Consider the following 19,222-nt stretch of genomic DNA (forward strand, 5'->3'; position numbering starts at 1 on the left):
ACGCTTGCTCCTCACGTGGCGTCATGTCACATAGTCGGTGGCGTGGATGAACTCCTGACCGTCGGGCGGGTGGCGCGGTTGACCGGCGTCAGCGTCCGCACGTTGCACCACTATGACGAGGTCGGCCTCCTGGTGCCGTCGGCACGGACCACGTCGGGGCATCGGGCGTACTCCGCTGAGGATGTGGAGCGGCTCCGGGAGGTGCTCGCGTACCGGCGGCTCGGTTTCGGGTTGCGGGAGATCGCCGACCTGGTGGGCGACCCGGCCACCGACGCGGTCGCGCACCTGCGCCGGTTGCGTGGCCTGCTGGTGGACCGGCAGGACCGGGCCGCCGCCATGGTGGCGGCCATCGACCGGGAGTTGGCGGCGCGGGCGAGGGGGGTCACCATGGCGCAGGAGCCGCTGACAGTGTTCGGTGCCCGGTTGTACGACGCCATCGGGTCGGCGTACCCGGCGACGCGGCGCACCGAGCCCCGGATCGCCGCGCGGGTCTGGGCGGCGCTGGGCGACGCGCGGACGGTCCTGAACGTCGGGGCGGGCACCGGCTCCTACGAGCCGCCCGACCGCGAGGTCACGGCGGTGGAACCGTCGGCGGTCATGCGGGCCCAGCGTCCCCCGGGCGCGGCGCCGTGCGTGGCTGCCGCTGCGGAGAGCCTGCCGTTCGAGGATCAGTCGTTCGACGCCGCGATGGCCTTCAGCACCATTCACCACTGGCACGATCCGATCGCCGGGCTGCGCGAGATGCGGCGGGTGGCCCGGCGGGTGGTGGTGTTCACCCACGATGCCAGTGACACCGGTTGGCGGCACCGGTTCTGGCTCACCCGCGACTACCTGCCCGAGGTCGCCGACCTGGTGGCTGACCGTCCGCCGGTGGACCAGGTGGCCCGCGCGATCGGGGCCCACATGGAACCGGTGCTCATCCCGTGGGACTGTGCGGACGGCTTCTTCGAGGCACACTGGCGCCGCCCCGAGGCGTACCTGGACGAACGTGTCCGCGGGGCGGTGTCGGTCTGGACCAGGGTCGGTCCGCAGGCGCAGCGACGGGCGGTCGAGACGCTCCGCGACGACCTCGCGTCCGGCCGGTGGGCCGAGCGCAACCGCGAGATCCTCGCCCTCGACGCGGCGGAACTCGGCCTCCGCCTGCTTGTGGCCTGACCGGCGCTGGTGAGCGGATCAGCGGCCCGGCGGTGGTGCGGGGTTCTCGCTCAGCCGGGCGGTCTGGGTTTCCTGCACGTGGCGGGCGGTCTGCAGGAAGTCGAGGATCGTGGCGAGCTGGCCCCCGCTGTATCTGCCGAGGGCCCGGGCGCCGGCCTCACCGACGGGTAGGTAGATCTCCTGTTCCACGGCGCGGGCGGTGTCGGTGGCGGTGACCAGGACCCGCCGTCGGTTCTCGGCGTCCCGGGTACGGGCCACCAGTCCGGCGCGTTCCAGCCGGTCGATGACCGTGGTGGTCGCCGCCGGGCTGATCTTGAGGGCGCGGGTGAGTTCCCCTGCGGAGAACGGCCCGTCGTTGGCGAGGACGAGATCCAGCGCCCGCAGGTCGGTGCGGTTGAGCCCGAGCCGAGCGGCAGCGGCCTCGTCGAAGGCGTCGAAGCTCTGCTGAAGCAGCCGTAGCTGCATCGCCACGTCCCGAACGAGGTCATCTTTCGACATTCGAAACCTTCTGCTATCGTAAGATCAGATGATCGAAGCGATCCTAGCCTGCGAGGGCGTAGATGACCATGGACGACCGCCAGATCCGTGACCTGTTCGATCGACTCATGCGGGCCTGGACCGACAACGACGCCGCCGCCTACGGGGCCTGTTTCACCGACGACTCCGACTACGTCTCCTACGACGGAACCCGGGCCGTCGGTCGCCACGACATGCAGGAGGCCCACGATCGACTCTTCCGCGGCGTGCTCGCCGGTTCCGCGCTCGTCGGCGAGATCGAGTCGATCCGGTACGTCACCGACGGGGTCGCGATCGTCCACGGCACCGCGTCGGTGCTGATGCCCTGGCGCTCCAGGCTGCCCAGGCGACGCCTGTCCCGTCAGACCCTCGTCGCCGTACGCACCGATCAGGGCTGGCGGTTCACCGCACTGCACAACGGACGGGTGCGCCCCGTGCAGATCCCCGCTCCCGACTCGCTGCCCTCCCGCATGGCCCAGGCCATGGGTCACGCAGCCCGCCGCCTCGGGATGGGCCGAGCCACCGCCCGCGTCTGATCGGCACGCCGGTTTCATCGGGCCCGCCCGTCCACGCTCACTCGACCCTGCCCCGGCTCAGCGCCAGTGCACCGCATCGACGTCGCTCAACCTCGCCGGACAGGCTGTCGCGTCGCCCTGTCGGGGCCGTGGCGGAGCTGCCAGGATTGCGGGCACGAGCCGACTGTGCACTGAGGAGACGACGTGAGCGACTGGAACGACAAGATCATCGCCGAGTTTCGGGCCAACGGCGGGCAGGTGGGCGGCCATTTCGCGGGCCAGCCGCTGCTGTTGCTGCACACGGTCGGCGCCAAGAGCGGCCTGCCACGCGTGAACCCGGTGATGTACCAGCGGGTGGACGGCGGCTACGCCGTGTTCGCCTCCAAGGCGGGCGCGCCCACCAGTCCCGACTGGTATCACAACCTGCTCGCCCACCCCCGCGTGCAGGCCGAGATCGGCACGGAGACGGTCGAGCTGGTCGCCCGAGTCGCCACCGACGACGAGCGGGAGCGGATCTGGAGCGCACAGAAGGCCGCGTACCCGTTCTTCGCCGACTACGAGCAGAAGACCACCCGTCGGATTCCCGTCGTGGTGCTGGAGCCGGTGCGCTAGGCGTCGCCGGGATCGTACGGGCTGGCGTTGAGCCTGACGCCGATCTCATCCGGTAGCGGGTAGACCTGCTCGACCGGCAGGTCAGCGGCGGCCGCCTGGGCATCGCCGCCCCGCAGCAGGTCCCGGAGCCGGTGCACGGTGGCAGTGATGTCGGTGACGCCGACGATCCAGTCGTCGACGTACCGCTCGACCGCCTCGCCGGAGAGGCCGACCTGTAGCGACCGGTACGGCAACGGCTGAAGGTGCAGGGACCGTTCCGGATCCCACTGCACCCGCACCGGGCTGGTCTTCAACTGCCGCGACCAGGTCGCCTGGTCGCCGTGCAGATCCCGGTCGTAGTGACTCAGGCAGGCCCGGGCGAGCGCCCACTCGAATCCCTCCCGCGTGATCTCGATGGAGAGCACGCGTTCCTGCCCCGGCTTGGTGGCCCAGCCACAGCGGTACATCATCCACAGGAAGGACGGCTTGATCCACGTCATCCGCTCCCGCTTGAAGGGGGCCACGAAGCGACCGGCCGCCACCGCCGGCACCGCGATCTGCGGAGGGTACGCCTGGTAGACCGTGATGGTGTCGGCCGAGAAGCGAGCGCGGATCTGCCGAGCGGGAACGGACATTGCCAGATCCTCACCGATCCGCACTCGGCCGCACCACCGAGATTCCGCGCGCCGGCGCTCCGTTCGGTGCCCCTCCCGGCGGATACTTGGTCGCGGCCGATGACGGTCGAGTGTTTTCACCGAATGGGAGAAGCGGCGTGGATGACTCGTACACGATCGTCGCGACCAGGGAGATAGCGGCACCCGTCGCCGACGTCTGGGATGCCTGGAATGCCCCCGAGAAGATCGCGAGGTGGTGGGGTCCAGCGGGCTTCCGCAGCACCGTCAAGGAACTGGATGTCCGCCAGGGCGGGCGCTTCGACGTGACGATGCACGGCCCCGACGGGACCGACTACCACAATGTGTACGTCTTCGATTCTGTCGAGCCCTACCGGCAGCTCGTCTACACCAACGTGGGTTCAGCCGAATTCGGCTTGGCCGCCTTCCAGTCTGTCTTCGACATGGTGGGCACCGGCGACACGACGCAGGTGACCTTGGAGGCGCGTTTCACCACCGAGGAAGACAGACGCAAGCATGTGGAGGACTTCCAGGCCGTTGAAGGCTCGCGGCAACTGCTGGAGCGGCTTGAGGAACAGGCCAGGTCGACCATTTGAGGATCGCGACACGCTGTCCATCAGAGCCGGCTTGCCCACCCACGCGGCGAGAGCCCAGCCGCTAGCCTGCCGTCATGGGGAGCGCGGAACTGGATGAGTTGATCGTCGCGGACGCCGAGGCGTTACGCGACTGGTTGTCGGCCAACCATGCCACGTCGGCCGGGGTCTGGCTGGCGCTGACCAAGAAGGGTGGCACCGTCACCACGCTGACCTGGCAGCAGGCGGTCGACGAGGCGCTGTGCTTCGGGTGGATCGACGGGCAGGCCCGCAAACGCGACGAGGAGAGTTCCTGGATCCGGTTGACTCCGCGCCGGTCCCGCAGTTCCTGGTCGCAACGGAACGTGTCCCATGTGGCCCGGCTTGAGGAACAGGGGCGGATGCAGCCGGCCGGCCGTGCCGCGGTGGAGGCCGCGAAGGCGGACGGGCGTTGGGCCGCCGCCTACGCCCCGCCGTCGGAAGCGGAGGTGCCGGCCGATCTGCTCGCCGCCATTGCCGCCGACCCCGCTGCTCAGGCCATGTTCGACGTGCTCACCAAGACCAACCGGTTCGCCCTCATCCACCGTCTCAACGCCGTCAAACGGGCGGAGACCCGCGAGCGGAAGATCGTCGAGTTCGTCGCCATGCTGGCCCGCCACGAGACGGTCTACCCGCAGAAGGCCAGGCCCTCGACGCCGCCGACCGGCTAGGGCCGCGATCCTCGGATGAACTGGTCGACGGCGGTCGGCAGGAGACCGTCGACCAGGTGCGGTGGGACCAGGTTGCCGTTGATCAGGGTGGCGATGCCGTGCAGGGTCGCGAACAGCACGATGCCCACCTGCTGCGGGTCGCCGGGGGCGAGGATGCCCTGCTTCTGCCCCTGCACGATCAGATCGTCCAGCAGGCCGAACGCCGCCGCGGCGGCGGCGACGAGCCGGTCGGCGCCTTCGCGGTGCTTGCCGGCGAACATCAGGTCCAGCAGCGCGGCGTCCTCGGTGGCGAACCGCAGGTAGGCGGTTGCCACGCCGTGCAGGCGAGGCTCGAACTCCGGCCCGGCGGCGGCGAGCGCGGCGCGCAGTTCCGCGTCCAGGCGGGCGAATCCGGCCTCCGCGAGCGCGTCCAGCAACGCCTGGCGGTCGGGGAAGTGCCGGCGCGGCGCGGCGTGGCTGACCCCGGCCTCCCTCGCCAGCTCGCGCAGGGAGAGCTGCTCGGCGCCGTGTTGGCGCAGGCTGCGCTCGGCGGCGGCGAGCAGTGCCGCACGGAGGTTCCCGTGGTGGTACGCGGACATGGGCTCCACTCTAACGGAATGTAGTCGTTGACATCATTGTTGTCAGTGCATACATTGTTTCTCATGACAACATTCACGCCCGGTCAGATCCCTGCCATGAACAACCGGACCGTCGTCATCACCGGGGCGAACAGCGGCATCGGCCGCGCCGCCGCCCGCGCGCTCGCCGCCAAGGGCGCCCGCGTCGTGCTCGCCGTCCGCGACCCCGCCAAGGGGCAAGCCGCCGCCGCGACCATGGCCGGCGAGGTTCTCGTACGCCGACTCGATCTCGCCGACCTCGCCTCGGTGCGGACGTTCGCCGAGCAGTTCAGCGACCCGATCGACGTGCTGATCAACAACGCCGGTCTGATGGTCCCGCCGCTCGGCCGCACCGCCGACGGCTTCGAGCTTCAACTCGGCACCAACCACCTGGGGCACTTCGCGCTCACCAACCTGCTGCTGCCGCAGATCCGGGGCCGGGTGGTCACGGTCTCCTCCAACGGGCACCGGGCCGGCACGATCGACTTCGACGACCTCAACTGGGAGCGCAAGCCCTACCGGGCCTTCCGGGCGTACGCGCAGTCGAAGTTGGCGAACCTGCTCTTCACCGCCGAACTACAGCGCCGCCTCACCGAGGCCGCCTCACCGGTGCGCGCCCTCGCCGCGCACCCCGGCCTGGCGGCCACCAACCTGATCGGGCACCTCGACGGTGAACCCCTGCGGAGGCGTCTGGTGCACACGGTCGCGGTCAACTTCCTGGCCCAGAGCGAGGAGGACGGCGCGCTGCCCACCCTGTACGCGGCCGTCGCCGACCTGCCGGGCGGCAGTTACGCCGGCCCCGGTGGGCTGCTGCAGGGACGCGGCGCACCAAAGCTGGTCGGCCGCTCCAAGGCCGCCCAGGACGCCGCCACCGCCCGTCGTCTCTGGCTGGTCTCCGAAGACCTGACCAGCGTGAGGTTCCCGCTGCCCGCCACACCGGCCAGGAGCAGGTGACACCGACACGAGAGATTCAGCATTGACTTAATTAAGCCGGAGGTGAAATAGTCCGATCGTGCACGCGTTCGACATCCTCGGCGACCCCGTGCGACGCCGGATACTGGAACTGCTCGCCGACGGCGAACAGGCCGCCGGCTCCGTCAGCGAGGTCATCCGGGCCGAGTTCGGCATCTCGCCACCTGCGGTGTCGCAACACCTGCGAGTGCTGAGGGAGTCGGGGTTCGTCAGCGTCCGCCCCGACGGCACGCGCCGCCTCTACAGCGTGGAGGCGGCGCCGCTACGGGAGATCGACGTCTGGCTGGAGCGCTTCCGGCAGTTCTGGGATCAGCGCCTGGACGCGTTGGCCACCGAGCTGGCCCGCGGCAGACACCAACGCCGCGAACAGCGCGGCAACCCGTAGGAACACCGTCACCGCCAACAAGCGAGCCGTGAGCGAGGAGATGAAATGATCGACATTGTCCACCAGATCAACGCCACACACCGGGAGATCGGCGACCAGGCGGTCGCCACCGGGGCAGGGCGATCGCTGTTGCTACGACGGACCTACAGCTACCCGATCGAAGACGTCTGGAGTGCCTGCACCGACCCGGAACGGCTCAGCCGTTGGCTGGGGCCGATCGAGGGCGACCTGCGGGTCGGCGGCAGGTTCCAGCTCAAGGACAACGCCGGTGGCGAGATCCTGCGCTGCGAGGAACCCCGTCTGATCAAGGTCACCTGGGTGCTGGGCGAAGGCATGCCGACCGAGGTCGAGGTACGCCTGACGCCCGATGACGACGGCGGCACCCTCTTCGAGTTGGAGCACGCCTCGCCCGCCGAGATCGTCGATGAGCTGGTGCGCACGTACGGTCCCGGTGGCACGATCGGAATCGGTGGCGGCTGGGACCTCACCCTCGTCGCTCTCGGCATGTTCCTCAACAGCGTGAGCTTCGACTGCGCCACCTGGGAGGACACCCCCGAAGCGAAAAAGTTCGCCGCGGCCAGCTGCCACGCCTGGGCGCCTGTCGTTCAGGCCACCTGGGGCACCAGCGACGACGACATCGCGGCAGCCACCGCATTCGCGGTACAGCACTACTTCCCCGAGACCGCGCACTGACCTCGCCTGGGGCCACCCGAGGATCCGCCCACCGCACGACCAGGAAGTACCCACCGCTCAGGCCCCACAATTGTGTTGCCGAGAGCTACGGCGTACCCCATTCTTGGGCTTGTGACCAGGCCCGATCGCGACGGGCCGACCCGGGCCCTCGGAACGGCCCGGCAGCCGCGGCGGCGCGGGGAAACGTCACCTCTCTCTCGGGTACGGCGTGGCGCCCTACCCTGACACCCGCCCCGCGCCGCCCGGTCCTCAGTGAGTTCTGACGGTCAGGCCAGGACCAGACCGGCCACCCAGAGTGCGCCGATCACCACCCCGGCCAGGAACTCGATCAGCATCGCCAGGCCGGCGGCGGCGACCGCCTGCTTGGTCGCCGGCCAGGCCAGTCCGGTGTCGCCCAGCCGCAGCCGTTCCATCAGGAAGATGCCGACGACGAACCCGATGATCAGCCCGACGACGGGGATGACGAAGAAGCCGACCAGGCCGAGCAGCGCCCCGACCAGCAGCGTGGCGGTGGGTACGCCGGCCCGTTTGAGGTTACGGCCGGGCCAGAGGTACTTGACCACGGTGCCGCCGAGGGCGACCACGGTGGCCGCCGCGAGCACCAGCCAGCGGCCGGCACCGGCCTCACCGAACAACGCCCACACGAGTACGCCGCCCCAGCACAGCGGCAGGGCCGGCAGGCCGGGCACCACCACACCGGCCAGCCCGGCGAGGATGGCCAGCGCGGCGATCACCGAAACCACGGCGCCGGTCTCTGTCAGGCTCACGGCTCCCCATCCGATCGCTTCATCTATTAAAAGGGGGCCCTTTCTCTACCGCAGGCGTTAATAAGGTGCCCTTCCTTACCCGCCGGCCAGGCGGGTGGAGATTGCTGCGGCGGGCTCTGGTGGGCCGAACAGGCGGCCCTGAGCGGAATCGCAGCGTAGCGCCCGGAGTCGCTCGGCCTGCGGCTCGGTCTCCACCGCCTCGGCGGTCACCCACAGCTCCAGGGCATGGGCCAACCGCACCAGCGCGTCGACGATCCGCTCGTCGCGGTGGTCGGCGGCATCCGGCTCGTCGCCCCGGATGCCCTCGACGAACGGGGCGGCCAGCTTCAGGCAGGTGATCGGCAGCCGACGCAGGTACGCCAGGTTCGAGTAGCCGGTGCCGAAGTCGTCGACGGCCAGCCGGACCCCGAGCTCGGCCAGCCGGTACAGCGTCCGCAGCGGCTCACCGCCGGAGCCCATCACGGCGCTCTCGGTCAACTCCAGTTGCAGCAGTTCCGCCGGCAGCCCACTGCTGGACAGGGCGTCGGCCACAGTGTCCACGATCACCGGAGCGTCGGCCTGCCGGGCGGCCAGGTTGACGCTGACCACCAGCCGCGCCTCGGGGAAGTCGACGTGCCACCGATGGGCGTCCCGACAGGCCTGCCGCAACACCCACTCGCCGAGCCGGACGATCAGGCCGGTCTCCTCGGCCAACCCGATGAACCGGTCCGGGCCGATCAACCCCAGCTCCGGATGCTGCCAGCGGACCAGCGCCTCGACCGCCAGCATCCGACCGTCCAACAGCGACACGATCGGCTGGTAGTGCAGTACGAACTCGTCCCGGTCCAGCGCCACCGGCAGTCCGGCGAGCAGGGTCGACCGGGCGATGTCCCGGGCGCTGCGCTCCGGGTCGTACACCGCCCACCGGCCCCGGCCCTCCGCCTTGGCCCAGTACAGCGTGGTGTCGGCGGCCTTCATCAGCTCGGCGGCGCTGGTGCCGACGAGGTCCGAGGCGACGATGCCGACGCTGGCCGAGACCATCAGCTGGTGGTCGTCGATGAACACCGGGGCGGAGACGGCGGTCAGCGCCAGCTCGGCCACCGCGATCATGTTGTCGACCCCGGCGTCGCCGTCGACCAGGATGACGAACTCGTCGCCGCCCATCCGGGCCACCAGGTAGCCGTACTCGGCCACGCAGCCGGCCAGCCGGCGGGCGATCGTCATGAGCAGCCGGTCACCGAGGTCGTGCCCGAGGCTGTCGTTGATCGCCTTGAAGCCGTCGAGGTCGAGGAAGCAGACTCCGACCCGGCCCGAGGCGCTGAGCAGGCGGCTCAGCGTCTCGAAGAACAACGTGCGGTTGGGCAGTTCGGTCAGCGGGTCGTGCAGCGCCTGGAAGCGCAACCGACGCTGGAGTTCGTACCGTTGCGTGATGTCCTCGGCAACGGCGATGGTGAACCGGGGCCGGCCGTCGTCGTGCCGGATCAACGAGACGGCCAGGTCCGTCCAGACGGAGGTGCCGTCCTTGCGGTTGTACCGCTTCTCGACCCGCCCGGATTCGAGTTTGCCCTCGATCAGTTCCCCGTACAGCTCCCACATGCCGGGTGCGTCGTCGTGGTGGAACAGGGCCGTCACGTTGAGCCGGCGCATCTCCTCGATGGAGTAGCCGAGCATGTCGGCGAAGGGCTGGTTGACGTCGATGATCTGCCCGTCGACGTCGGCGATGCCGATGCCGATCGCCGCGCCCCGGAAGACCGCCCGGAACCTGGCCTCGCTGTCGCGCAACGCCCGCTCGACATCGTCGCGGGCCTGCCACGCCGACCGTGCGATCCGCTCCTGCTGAGCGAAGGTGCGATCACGCAGCGCGCGGGCGAACCCGGCCGCGAGCGCGCCCTGCGCCACCGCGATCCGGTCGTCGAGCCCGGTCGCCCCGCCCAGCACCTGGTCGGGCAACCGGTCGGCGAGCGAGCACACCGACCACTCGATCATGTCCGGTTCGGTCAGGTGCGCCTCGACCATGGCCTGACCGACCTCCGCCGCCACCGGGGCCACCTCGTCGGCGTGCAGCAGCGCCTCGGCCAGCCGCAGGGTGTACGACAACAGCAGCCGCTCGGTGTCGGCCGCGCTCATCGGTACGAAGCCGAGCCGGCGTACCGCCTGCGCCCACTCGGTCGCGTAGCTGTGCGCGCCGGCCGGATCGACGGCACGCCCTCCGGGGGCACCGACGGCCGACATCAGGTCACCCCGCTACGTCGTCGTTGCGAGCCACCGCGCCGAAGGCACCGAAGCGTTGCGCATCGGCGGCCACGTCGGACGGCGAGTCCGGACGCCACAGCTCCATGTGCACCACACCCGGTTCGAGGATCGTCCAGTCGCCGAAGAACGAGGTGATCTCGTCCCGCGACCGGAGCGTGATCTCGGTGCTGGTACGCGCCGAGAGCCGCTGCGCGTCCAGCATCTCCTGCGGCTGGTCCTCGAAGGTGGAGTGCGAGATCACCAGGTGGCTGCCGGGTGCGGCGGCGGCCCGCAGGGTGGCCAGGATGTCGCCGGGCCGGTCGGCGTCGGGTACGAAGTGGACCACGCCGGCCAGCAGGATGCCCAGCGGCCGGTCGAAGTCGAGCAGGTGCAACGCCCGGGTCTCGGCGAGGATCCGCTGCGGGTCGCGCAGGTCGGCGTGGATGACGCCGGTCGACTCGTTGCCGGCCAGCAGTTCCCGGCTGTGCGCCACCGCCACCGGGTCGATGTCGACGTAGACCACCCGGGCCTGCGGGTTGGTGGCCTGGGCGACCTCGTGCACGTTGCCGACGGTGGGGATGCCCGAGCCGATGTCGAGGAACTGGTCGATGCCGGCGTCGAGCAGCACGCGTACGGCCCGGCGCAGGAACTCCCGACCCGCCCGCATGGTCGCCGGCAGGTTCGGCGTCATCGCCGCGATCTGGTCGGCCAACTGCCGGTCGACCTCGAAGTTGTGGGCACCGCCCAGAAAATAGTCGTACACCCGGGCCGCGCTGGGCCGGGAAAGGTCGATCTCGATGGGTGCTCCGTCCGGCTGCTGCACTGGTTACCCCAAGTCGTCGCCACGGATCAAGTAACGCTGCCTACTCTAGGCCCGCGCGCCACACCCTGGGAGATCCACAACCGCCTTTGTCCGGCGACCGTGCCGGCGCGCCCGGTCAGGCAGCGCCGGCCCGGCGATCAAGCAGCCTCGACCCGGCCGTCAGGCGGCTTCGAGCAGCATGGAGATGCCCTGGCCGACGCCGACACACATGGTGGCGACGGCTCGGCGGCCGCCCCGGCGACGCAGCTCCAGCGCGGCGGTGAGCGCGAGCCGGGCGCCGCTGGCACCGAGCGGGTGGCCCAGCGCGATGGCCCCACCGTTCGGGTTGACGTGTTCGGCGTCCTCGGGCAGGCCCAACTCCCGCAGCACCGCGACGGACTGGGCGGCGAACGCCTCGTTCAACTCGATCACGTCGAGGTCGGTCACGGAGAGGCCCTGCCGCTGAAGCAGTCGCCGGGTCGCCGGCACCGGGCCGATGCCCATGATCCGCGGCGGCACCCCGGCGGTCGCCGTCCCGACGACGCGGGCCAGCGGGGTGAGACCGTACTCCTCGACGGCCCGCTGCGAGGCGACCAGCAGCGCCACCGCGCCGTCGTTGACCCCGGAGGAGTTGCCGGCGGTCACCGTGCCGCCGGTGCGGAACGGGGTGGGCAGCGCGCCCAGCTTCTCCATCGAGGTCTGCCGGGGGTGCTCGTCGACCTCGACCAGCCGCGTCTCCCGCCGACCGGCCGGCACGGTCACCGGCACGATCTCCTCGGCCAGCCGGCCGTCGGCCTGCGCCTTGGCGGCCCGCAGCTGCGAGCGGTACGCGAACTCGTCCTGGGCGAGCCGGTCGACACCGAACTCGACGGCGACGTTCTCCGCCGTCTCCGGCATCGAGTCGACCCCCCAGCCCTGCTCCATCAGCGGGTTGACCAGCCGCCAGCCGATCGTGGTGTCGTACATCTCGGCGGCGCGGGAGAAGGCGCTGGTGGCCTTCGGCATGACGAACGGAGCCCGGCTCATGCTCTCCACCCCGCCGGCGACCATCAGATCGGCCTCCCCGGCGACGATCGCCCGCGCGGCGGTGGCCAGCGCGTCGAGGCCGGAGCCGCAGAGCCGGTTGACCGTGCTGCCGGAGACCTGCTCCGGCAGGCCGCCGAGCAGCGCCGCCATCCGGGCCACGTTGCGGTTGTCCTCGCCGGCCTGGTTGGCGCAGCCGAACACCACGTCGTCGGTGCGGGACCAGTCCACCGACGGGTGCCGGGCGACCAGTTCGCGGATCACGTGCGCGGCCAGGTCGTCGGGGCGTACGCCGGCGAGGGCGCCCGCGTACCGGCCGATCGGGGTGCGGACACCGGCCACCAGGTATGCCACGGTCATCGCGAGTCCTTCGGGGGTGGGAAGGCAGGGGTGGGGAGCGTCCAGCGGATCGACCAGGACGTCCTGCCGCCAGGATATCGCCGCCGAGTCCGGATAGGTTTGTCGGCATGGCAAGAGCCCAGTTCAGCGCGGAGAGCAGTGAGGCCGGCGCGTTCGTCCGTCAACCCAACCGGTTCACCGGTCGGGTCACCCCGCACTCCGGTTCGCCGCCCGGTGCCGGGCCCGACGAACAGGACCGCTGGCCGCTGGAGCCCGGCCGGTACCGGCTGATCTGGTGCCGGGCCTGCCCGTGGTCTCACCGGGCGCTGATCGTCCGCAATCTGCTGGGGCTGGACGAGGCCATCTCACTGGGCACCGTCGACCCGATCCGCGACGAGCGGGGCTGGCGGTTCACCCTCGACCCGGACGGCTTCGACCCGGTGCTGGGCGTCGGCTTCCTCGCCGAGGCGTACCTGGCCACCGATCCCGACTACACCGGCCGGGTCACCGTGCCGGCGCTGATCGACACCGTCACCGGGCGGGTGGTCACCAACGACTATCCGCAGCTCACCCTGGATCTGTCCACCGAGTGGCGGCGGCTGCACGCACCGGACGCACCGGATCTGTACCCGGTCGAGCTGCGCCCGGAGATGGACCAGTTGATGGCCGACATCCACCGCGACGTCAACAACGGCGTCTACCGGTGCGGCTTCGCCACCTCCCAGCAGGCGTACGACGAGGCGTACACGGCGCTGTTCGCCCGGTTGGACGCGCTGTCGCTGCGGCTGGCCGAGCAGCGGTACCTGATGGGCGACACGATCACCGAGGCGGACGTGCGGCTGTTCACCACGCTGGTCCGCTTCGACGTGGCGTACCACGGGCATTTCAAGTGCAACCGGCGCAAGCTCACCGAGATGCCGGTGCTGTGGGCGTACGCCCGGGATCTGTTCACCACCCCCGGTTTCGGGGAGACCGTCGACTTCGACCACATCAAGCGGCACTACTACGCCACCCATGACGAGATCAACCCGACCGGCATCGTGCCGCTCGGCCCGGACCTGCACGGCTGGACGACGCCGCACGGACGTGGCTGAGCGCCGTGCCACGGACGTGGCCGAACGCCGTGCCGCGGGTGTGGTCGAGCGCCGTGCCACGGGCGCGGCGGTCTGCGTGCTCGTCGGCGCGGTCGCGGCGACCTTCGCCGTGGTCGCCGGTCCCGGTCCGGGCCTGACCGGGTACGTCAGCGAGGCCGGCGTGGCCGACAGCATCTACGCCTGGACGTACCGGCTCGGGGTGCTCACCCTGGGCGCCGCGCTCCTGCTGCTCGCCGCCGCACTACGCGACCAGCCCGCTGACGACGCCGCGCCCCGACCAGCGCGACAGCCCGACAGAGCCTTGCGGATCGCGGTGGTGCTGCTCGTCGTCGGGGCGGTAGCCACCGCCCTGTCCGGCGCGGTGACCTGTAGCGACGGCTGCCCGTTACCGCCGTTCGAGACACCCACGGTGGCGGATCTGGTGCACGGCGCGGCGAGCATCGTCGCCGCCGGCGCCACGGTTCTCGCCATGATCGCGATCCTGCTCTCCCGCGCAGCGGCGGCACCGCTGCGCCGCACCGCCACGATCTGCGTGGCGGTGGCCCTGCCGCTGGCGGGCGCGCTCGGCCTCGCCATGCTGCTCATCGGCCGGGGAACGCTGGCCGGCGTGCTGGAACGACTGCTGCTGCTGGTGATCGTCGCCTGGGGTGTGGTCACCGCCACGATCATGGCGACCGCGAATCCTGGCGACCGCGAGAAGATGAACTCATGAGTACGTTGTTCACACCGCTGACGCTGCGCGCGGTCACCCTGCCCAACCGGATCGCGCTGGCCCCCATGTGTCAGTACAGTGCCGGCCCCGACGGCCTCCCCCACGACTGGCACCTGGTGCACCTCGGTACGCGGGCGGTCGGTGGCGCCGGCCTGGTGATGACCGAGGCGACCGCGGTGCTGCCCGAGGGACGGATCAGCCCGCAGGACACCGGCATCTGGTCCGACCGGCACGTCGACGCCTGGCGTCCGGTGACCCGGTTCGTGGCCGCCCACGGCGCGGTGCCCGTCGTACAGCTCGCGCACGCCGGGTTCAAGGCGTCGACCTACCGGCCCTGGGATCCGCACCGGGGCGGGGTACCCGACGCCGAGGGCGGATGGACTCCGGTCGGGCCCACCGAGCAGCCGTTCCTCCCGGAGTACCGGACGCCGACCGCCCTGAACGAGGCGGGCATCGCCGCCGTGGTGGAGGCGTTCGCGGTGGCGGCCGACCGGGCACTGGCCGCCGGATTCGCCGCCGTGGAGGTGCACGCGGCACACGGCTACCTGCTGCACGAGTTCCTGTCCCCGCTGACCAACCACCGCACCGACGCCTGGGGCGGCGACCGGGCCGGGCGGATGCGGCTGACCCTGGAGGTCGCCCGCGCGGTCCGCGCCGCCGTCGGTGAGCAGGTGCCGGTGCTGGCCCGGATCTCGGCCACCGACTGGGTGGAGGGCGGCTGGACGGTCGACGACAGCGTGGCGCTCGCCGTCGAGCTGGCCCGGGCCGGGGTCGACCTGGTCGACTGTTCCTCGGGCGGGGCGTCGCCGAACGCCACCGTCCCGGTCGGCCGTGGCTACCAGGTGCCGCTGGCCGCCCAGGTGCGCCGGGAGGCGCAGGTGCCCACCGGCGCGGTCGGCCTGATCGTCGAGCCGGAACAGGCCGAGGCGATCATCGCCGACGGCGAAGCCGACCTGGTGCTGCTCGGTCGCGAGCTGCTGCGCAATCCGTACTGGCCGCGCCAGGCCGCCGCCAAGCTCGGCGCGGACACCACCTGGCCCGAGCCGTACCTGCGGGCGGCCTGAAGGCCCGAGGCTGAGCCCGGCAGATGACACCGCCGGGCTCAGCCCGCCAGGTGGCCCCACTTGTCTTCCAGGTCGCGCCACGGTCCCTGCGCCGCCACCACACCGTCGATGAGCACCACGACGTGGTCGGCCCGCACCAGCGCGGCCCGCTTCGACGTGGAGCCGACGACGGTCACGCCGTGTTCGCGCAGCGCCTGCCACAGCGCCAGTTCGGTGGTGACGTCCAACGCGGAGGAGACGTCGTCGGCGACCAGCAGTTCGGTACGCGGCGCCAACGCCCGGGCCAACGCCAGGCGCTGGAGTTGGCCGCCGGAGAGCCGGGTGCCCTTGTGCCCGATCAGCAGCCCGAGCCCGCTGCCGGTGGCCGCCAGGTCGTGTTCCAGCTGGGCGGTGGCCACGGCGTGCCGGGCGTCGACCGGATGCCCGAGGGTGATGTTGTCGGCGACCGTGCCGGAGAGCACCCGGGGCAACTGGCCGACATAGCCGACCTGGTTGGGGCGCAGGAACAACTCCGGCTCGGTGACCGGATCGTCGTTCCAGGTCAACTGCCCGATGTGCGGGGCGATCCCGGCCAGGGCGCGCAGCAAGGAGGACTTGCCCGAGCCGACCGGGCCGACGATCAGGACGAGCTGGCCACGCTCCACGGTCAGGTTGACATCGCGTACCGCCACGGTGCCGTCGGTGTGCCGTACGCCGAAATTGGTCAGCTCCAGCCGACGCAGCGGAGTACGCGGCGCCTGCGGTGGGGCGGGCGCCGTCCCCGCCATGAGATCGACACCCGGGATCCGCGCCGAGTACGCCTCGACGCCGGCCATCTCCACCGTCCGACGTGTCCACACCCGAGCCGACGGCACCTGCGAGACCAGCGACGCGGTGGTCCACGCGAACCAGCGGGCCGCGCCCAGCGTGGCGACCGCGACCAGCGCCGCCCCGGCGGTCAGACCGCCGGACAGATACAGCGCCCAGACGCCGATCGGCAGCAGGCCGCTGGCCAGTGCCGGGGTGGACCGGGCCCACACCTGCACGGCGATCTCCCGGCGCTGCCGGTCGCTGCGGACCGTGTCGAGGCCGGCCAGGTGGGTCAGCACCGGCCGGGTGGCCCCGGCGAGCTTCACCGTCCGGGCCGCCGACAGGCTGGACACCAGCGCGGTGGCGAAGGCGGCGCGGGCGGCCACCGTGTCGCGGGCCGCGCGTTCCAGCCGCGGCCCGAACGCCGTCGCGGCCAGCCCGGACAGCACCATCGTGCCGATGAAGAACAGCCCCGGCACCACGCTGTCGGTGACCACGGTCATCACCACCAGCAGGATCACCGCGACCGTCTGATCCAGCACGTTGTCGGCCAGTTGGACGACGCGTTCGGTGTCACCGCCCTGGGCCACCACCTCGGCGGGGCTGTGCCGACTGATCCGGCGTGGACCGGTCTGCCCGTGCACCAGGCGGGCACTGATCCGCAGCATCTGCCGGACGAACCAGGCCGGGAACCACAGGTGGGTCCAGTAGTTGGCGGGAATGGCGAGGATCAGACCGGCCGCGATACCCAACGCGGGCAGCCACGGACTACCGGTGCCGTCCACCACGTCGACCCAGAGCCAGGCCAGCAACGGCCCGTCCAGACCGAACACGGTCAGTACGGAGAAGATGCCGATGGCTGCCAGGCCGTAGCGGGGATCGTTGAGGCAGAGCCGGACGATCTCCCGCATCGTCTGGAACCGGGACGCCGGTCGACGCTCCACGCCCGGCCCACCTGCCGGCACGTCACCGCCGCCGTCGGTACGCCCGTCGCCCTGGCGTCCCTCGACCGGCTCGACCGGCTCGGGTCCGACGATCGGCGCGGGACCGTCGACGGACCGCTCGACGCCCGGCGTCGACGAACCGCCGCGTTCACCGCCCGGCGTCGACGATCCGCCGCGGTCACCGCTCGGCGTCGGCGACCCGCCGCGGTCACCGCCGAGCGGGCCACCCGACAGCGCGGCAGCGTCGGGGAACCCGCCGGCGGCCAACTCCGTCGAGGCGGCCCCGACCAACGCCGGTTCACCCTGCGCGCCGTCGGATTCCACGAGCAGGACGGCGTCGTACGCGTCCGCGTGGCTGGCCGCGAGCAGCTCGGCGAAGCGGCGGGAACTGGCCAGCGGACCGGCCTCCACCACCGCGCCGTCGGCCAGCACCACCACCTCGTCGCACTCGCGTACGGAGGAGAGCCGGTGCGCGATGACGATGCCGATCCGGTCCCGCAGCAGCCGCGAGGTGGCCCGCTGGACCCGTGCCTCGGTGACCGGGTCGAGCCGGGCGGTGGCCTCGTCCAGGATCACCACGTGCGGGTCGCGAACCAGGATGCGGGCGAAGGCGACCAACTGCTCCTGCCCGGCCGACAGCACATGCCCGCCCTCGCCCAGCCGGGTGTTCAGGCCGGCGGGCAGCTCGGCGATCCAGCCGGCCAGGTCCAGTTCGTGCAGGGCCCGTTCGGCGGCGTCGAGCAGTTCCGGGTCGAACAGCGCCACGTTCTCGGCGAGGGTGCCGGCCAGGATCTCGGTACGCTGCGGCACCACCGCGATCCACCGACGTAGCTGTTCCACGTCCAGGTCGAGCACGTCCCGCCCGCCGAGCAGCACCGTGCCGGCCGGCACGTCGACGGCCCGGGTGAGCACCTTGGCCAGCGTCGACTTGCCCGAGCCGGTCCGCCCGACCAGCGCGTACGACCGGCCGCGGACGAAGGTCAGGTTGACCTCGCGCAGCGCCGGACCCCGCTCGGCCTCGGATTCGACCGGGTAACGGAAGGTCAGGTCACGGATGACCAGATCCCCGTCGACCGGGGAGTCGCCGCCGGTCGGTTCCTGCTCTGCGTTCTGCAGCAGTTGCACCCGACCCCAGGCGCCGAGGGCGTACTGCACGTCGGGCACCATCCGGCTGACGTGTTCGACGGTCATGCCCAGGGAGAGCGCGAGCAGCCAGATCGCGGTCAACTGGGCGGCGTCCACCCGGCCGGCGCCGAACGCCCACACCCCGCCCAGCACCACCAGCGCGATGCCGGCCCGGGTCACCCCCGCCGCGATGGAATTCACCTGCGCACCCATCCGCCAGACCCGCAGTCCGCGGCGGAGCACCTCGGAGGCCCGGCGGGCGTACAGGCGCAGCACGTACGGCCGGGCCAGGCTGGTGCGTACGTCGTCCTGGCCGTGGATGGACTCCTCCATCACCGCCGCCAGGTCTGACCAGGCCGCCTCCTCCTTCATCCGGGCCGGGGCGATCCGACCGGCGGGACGGCGCAGGGTGACCGCGAGCAGGACGGTCACCAGCAGCATGCCGATTCCGGCCGGCCACCAGACGGTGATCGCGACCAGGGTGGCCACCACACCCACCGCCAACGACTGGGCCAGCCGGATGCCCGGGCCGCGCACCCCGGAGGCCACGTCGTAGACGTCACCGTCGATGCGGTCGAGCATCTCCCCGACCGGCGTCGTCTCCAGGGCGGGCACGGGTTGCCCCAGCGCCACCCGACAGAGCCGGCGGCGCAGGTCGGCGGACCAGTCGGCGGTCACCCCGGCCATCACCAGGCTGACCACCAGGTCGCTGAGGACGGCGGCGGTCAGGGCGATCGTCAGCAGCACGAAGAAGACAACGGACCGGTTCACCAGCACCGGCCCGGCCAGCGCGGCGGTGGCCGCCTGGCCGATGCCGCCGATCACAACCAGAACGGCCACCAGGGTCATCCTGCGGGGCGAAGTGACCCACAGATCACGAAGCAGTCGCACGGGTCGTGTCCTCCGGTGTGATGGCGAAGGTTCTAGCCTGAGGGCAGGACCGTGCCGCTTCAACGCCTTTTTTGCGCAATCCGGCCCGACCCGTTGCTTTCCGCCGGGTCGCGTGCCGGAGTCA

General features: G+C 71.4%; 19 protein-coding genes. 11 read left to right on the top strand and 8 right to left on the bottom strand.

Going from position 1 to position 19,222, the window contains the following annotated elements; genetic code table 11:
* The first annotated feature begins 42 nt into the window (after positions 1-42).
* Positions 43-1,155, top strand: coding sequence for a MerR family transcriptional regulator (locus JMF97_RS01460; RefSeq protein ID WP_203219864.1), 1,113 nt, complete (start codon positions 43-45; stop codon positions 1,153-1,155).
* Between the two features lie 18 nt (positions 1,156-1,173).
* On the opposite strand, the gene JMF97_RS01465 is transcribed toward JMF97_RS01460, so the two are convergent.
* Positions 1,174-1,653 carry a MarR family transcriptional regulator gene (locus JMF97_RS01465; protein ID WP_203219865.1) on the bottom strand — a complete coding sequence of 160 codons (480 nt, stop codon included), beginning with the start codon at positions 1,651-1,653 and terminating at the stop codon, positions 1,174-1,176.
* A gap of 62 nt (positions 1,654-1,715) precedes the next feature.
* On the opposite strand from JMF97_RS01465, the gene JMF97_RS01470 reads away from it, so the two are divergent.
* Both JMF97_RS01470 and JMF97_RS01475 read left to right on the top strand, forming a co-directional pair.
* Positions 1,716-2,207: an SgcJ/EcaC family oxidoreductase gene (locus JMF97_RS01470; RefSeq protein WP_238358490.1), complete on the top strand. Its 492-nt coding sequence runs from the start codon at positions 1,716-1,718 to the stop codon at positions 2,205-2,207.
* Positions 2,208-2,390: 183 nt separating this feature from the next.
* The gene (locus JMF97_RS01475; protein WP_203219866.1) at positions 2,391-2,798 is read left to right on the top strand and encodes a nitroreductase family deazaflavin-dependent oxidoreductase; all 408 of its coding nucleotides are present in this window, start codon (positions 2,391-2,393) and stop codon (positions 2,796-2,798) included.
* Here JMF97_RS01475 and JMF97_RS01480 read toward each other — a convergent pair.
* Positions 2,795-3,412: a DUF4291 domain-containing protein gene (locus tag JMF97_RS01480; RefSeq protein WP_203219867.1), complete on the bottom strand. Its 618-nt coding sequence runs from the start codon at positions 3,410-3,412 to the stop codon at positions 2,795-2,797. The genes JMF97_RS01475 and JMF97_RS01480 overlap by 4 nt on opposite strands.
* Positions 3,413-3,549: 137 nt before the next feature.
* Here JMF97_RS01480 and JMF97_RS01485 point away from each other — a divergent pair, with 137 nt between their 5' ends.
* Together JMF97_RS01485 and JMF97_RS01490 are read left to right on the top strand one after the other, a co-directional pair.
* Entirely contained in the window at positions 3,550-4,005 is a 456-nt protein-coding gene (locus tag JMF97_RS01485; protein WP_203219868.1) for an SRPBCC domain-containing protein, read from the top strand.
* A 74-nt stretch (positions 4,006-4,079) separates the two neighbouring features.
* A complete protein-coding gene (locus tag JMF97_RS01490) occupies positions 4,080-4,691 on the top strand; it encodes a YdeI/OmpD-associated family protein (RefSeq protein ID WP_203219869.1) in 612 nt (203 codons plus the stop codon).
* Here JMF97_RS01490 and JMF97_RS01495 read toward each other — a convergent pair.
* On the bottom strand, positions 4,688-5,269 hold the full coding sequence (locus tag JMF97_RS01495; RefSeq protein ID WP_203219870.1) for a TetR/AcrR family transcriptional regulator: 582 nt from the start codon (positions 5,267-5,269) through the stop codon (positions 4,688-4,690). The two genes, JMF97_RS01490 and JMF97_RS01495, sit on opposite strands and share 4 nt — an antisense overlap.
* A gap of 63 nt (positions 5,270-5,332) precedes the next feature.
* Here JMF97_RS01495 and JMF97_RS01500 point away from each other — a divergent pair, with 63 nt between their 5' ends.
* Genes JMF97_RS01500 through JMF97_RS01510 form a run of 3 tightly spaced genes read left to right on the top strand, consistent with a single transcriptional unit; the run spans position 5,333 to position 7,337 of the window.
* A complete protein-coding gene (locus JMF97_RS01500) occupies positions 5,333-6,241 on the top strand; it encodes an oxidoreductase (protein ID WP_203219871.1) in 909 nt (302 codons plus the stop codon).
* 58 nt (positions 6,242-6,299) lie between these two features.
* The gene (locus JMF97_RS01505; RefSeq protein ID WP_203219872.1) at positions 6,300-6,644 is read left to right on the top strand and encodes an ArsR/SmtB family transcription factor; all 345 of its coding nucleotides are present in this window, start codon (positions 6,300-6,302) and stop codon (positions 6,642-6,644) included.
* Positions 6,645-6,689: 45 nt separating this feature from the next.
* Positions 6,690-7,337 carry an SRPBCC family protein gene (locus JMF97_RS01510; RefSeq protein WP_203219873.1) on the top strand — a complete coding sequence of 216 codons (648 nt, stop codon included), beginning with the start codon at positions 6,690-6,692 and terminating at the stop codon, positions 7,335-7,337.
* 266 nt (positions 7,338-7,603) lie between these two features.
* Here JMF97_RS01510 and JMF97_RS01515 read toward each other — a convergent pair whose 3' ends face one another.
* From JMF97_RS01515 to pcaF, 4 genes are all read right to left on the bottom strand, one after another.
* Complete coding sequence (locus JMF97_RS01515) at positions 7,604-8,104, bottom strand: DUF456 domain-containing protein (protein ID WP_203219874.1); 501 nt, start codon at positions 8,102-8,104, stop codon at positions 7,604-7,606.
* A 75-nt stretch (positions 8,105-8,179) separates the two neighbouring features.
* Entirely contained in the window at positions 8,180-10,315 is a 2,136-nt protein-coding gene (locus tag JMF97_RS01520; RefSeq protein WP_203219875.1) for a putative bifunctional diguanylate cyclase/phosphodiesterase, read from the bottom strand.
* Between the two features lie 4 nt (positions 10,316-10,319).
* The gene (locus tag JMF97_RS01525) at positions 10,320-11,138 is read right to left on the bottom strand and encodes an SAM-dependent methyltransferase (protein ID WP_203219876.1); all 819 of its coding nucleotides are present in this window, start codon (positions 11,136-11,138) and stop codon (positions 10,320-10,322) included.
* Positions 11,139-11,297: 159 nt separating this feature from the next.
* Positions 11,298-12,500 (bottom strand): 3-oxoadipyl-CoA thiolase, encoded by a 1,203-nt coding sequence (gene pcaF, locus JMF97_RS01530; RefSeq protein ID WP_203219877.1) that lies wholly within the window; start codon positions 12,498-12,500, stop codon positions 11,298-11,300.
* Between the two features lie 107 nt (positions 12,501-12,607).
* Here pcaF and JMF97_RS01535 point away from each other — a divergent pair, with 107 nt between their 5' ends.
* From JMF97_RS01535 to JMF97_RS01545, 3 genes are read left to right on the top strand one after another with little or no spacing between them, the layout of a single operon-like run.
* Positions 12,608-13,573 (top strand): glutathione S-transferase family protein, encoded by a 966-nt coding sequence (locus tag JMF97_RS01535; protein ID WP_203219878.1) that lies wholly within the window; start codon positions 12,608-12,610, stop codon positions 13,571-13,573.
* Complete coding sequence (locus JMF97_RS01540) at positions 13,566-14,285, top strand: DUF998 domain-containing protein (protein WP_203219879.1); 720 nt, start codon at positions 13,566-13,568, stop codon at positions 14,283-14,285. Before JMF97_RS01535 ends, JMF97_RS01540 begins: the two co-directional genes overlap by 8 nt.
* Complete coding sequence (locus JMF97_RS01545; protein ID WP_203219880.1) at positions 14,282-15,349, top strand: NADH:flavin oxidoreductase/NADH oxidase; 1,068 nt, start codon at positions 14,282-14,284, stop codon at positions 15,347-15,349. The genes JMF97_RS01540 and JMF97_RS01545 overlap by 4 nt, the downstream gene beginning before the upstream one ends.
* Positions 15,350-15,387: 38 nt before the next feature.
* Here the strand turns inward: JMF97_RS01545 and JMF97_RS01550 are convergent, their stop codons facing one another.
* On the bottom strand, positions 15,388-19,098 hold the full coding sequence (locus JMF97_RS01550; RefSeq protein WP_203219881.1) for an ABC transporter ATP-binding protein: 3,711 nt from the start codon (positions 19,096-19,098) through the stop codon (positions 15,388-15,390).
* Between the last annotated feature and the right edge of the window lie 124 nt (positions 19,099-19,222).

This window comes from Micromonospora fiedleri (genome assembly GCF_016774385.1).
Classification (GTDB): Bacteria; Actinomycetota; Actinomycetes; order Mycobacteriales; family Micromonosporaceae; genus Micromonospora; species Micromonospora gifhornensis.

Coding starts and splice junctions, on each gene's coding strand:
- JMF97_RS01535 (WP_203219878.1), top strand. CDS start 12,608: ATGGCAAGAGCCCAGTTCAGCGCGGAGAGCAGTGAGGCCGGCGCGTTC.
- JMF97_RS01465 (WP_203219865.1), bottom strand. CDS start 1,653: ATGTCGAAAGATGACCTCGTTCGGGACGTGGCGATGCAGCTACGGCTG.
- JMF97_RS01490 (WP_203219869.1), top strand. CDS start 4,080: ATGGGGAGCGCGGAACTGGATGAGTTGATCGTCGCGGACGCCGAGGCG.
- pcaF (WP_203219877.1), bottom strand. CDS start 12,500: ATGACCGTGGCATACCTGGTGGCCGGTGTCCGCACCCCGATCGGCCGG.
- JMF97_RS01470 (WP_238358490.1), top strand. CDS start 1,716: ATGACCATGGACGACCGCCAGATCCGTGACCTGTTCGATCGACTCATG.
- JMF97_RS01510 (WP_203219873.1), top strand. CDS start 6,690: ATGATCGACATTGTCCACCAGATCAACGCCACACACCGGGAGATCGGC.
- JMF97_RS01520 (WP_203219875.1), bottom strand. CDS start 10,315: ATGTCGGCCGTCGGTGCCCCCGGAGGGCGTGCCGTCGATCCGGCCGGC.
- JMF97_RS01545 (WP_203219880.1), top strand. CDS start 14,282: ATGAGTACGTTGTTCACACCGCTGACGCTGCGCGCGGTCACCCTGCCC.
- JMF97_RS01495 (WP_203219870.1), bottom strand. CDS start 5,269: ATGTCCGCGTACCACCACGGGAACCTCCGTGCGGCACTGCTCGCCGCC.
- JMF97_RS01480 (WP_203219867.1), bottom strand. CDS start 3,412: ATGTCCGTTCCCGCTCGGCAGATCCGCGCTCGCTTCTCGGCCGACACC.
- JMF97_RS01500 (WP_203219871.1), top strand. CDS start 5,333: ATGACAACATTCACGCCCGGTCAGATCCCTGCCATGAACAACCGGACC.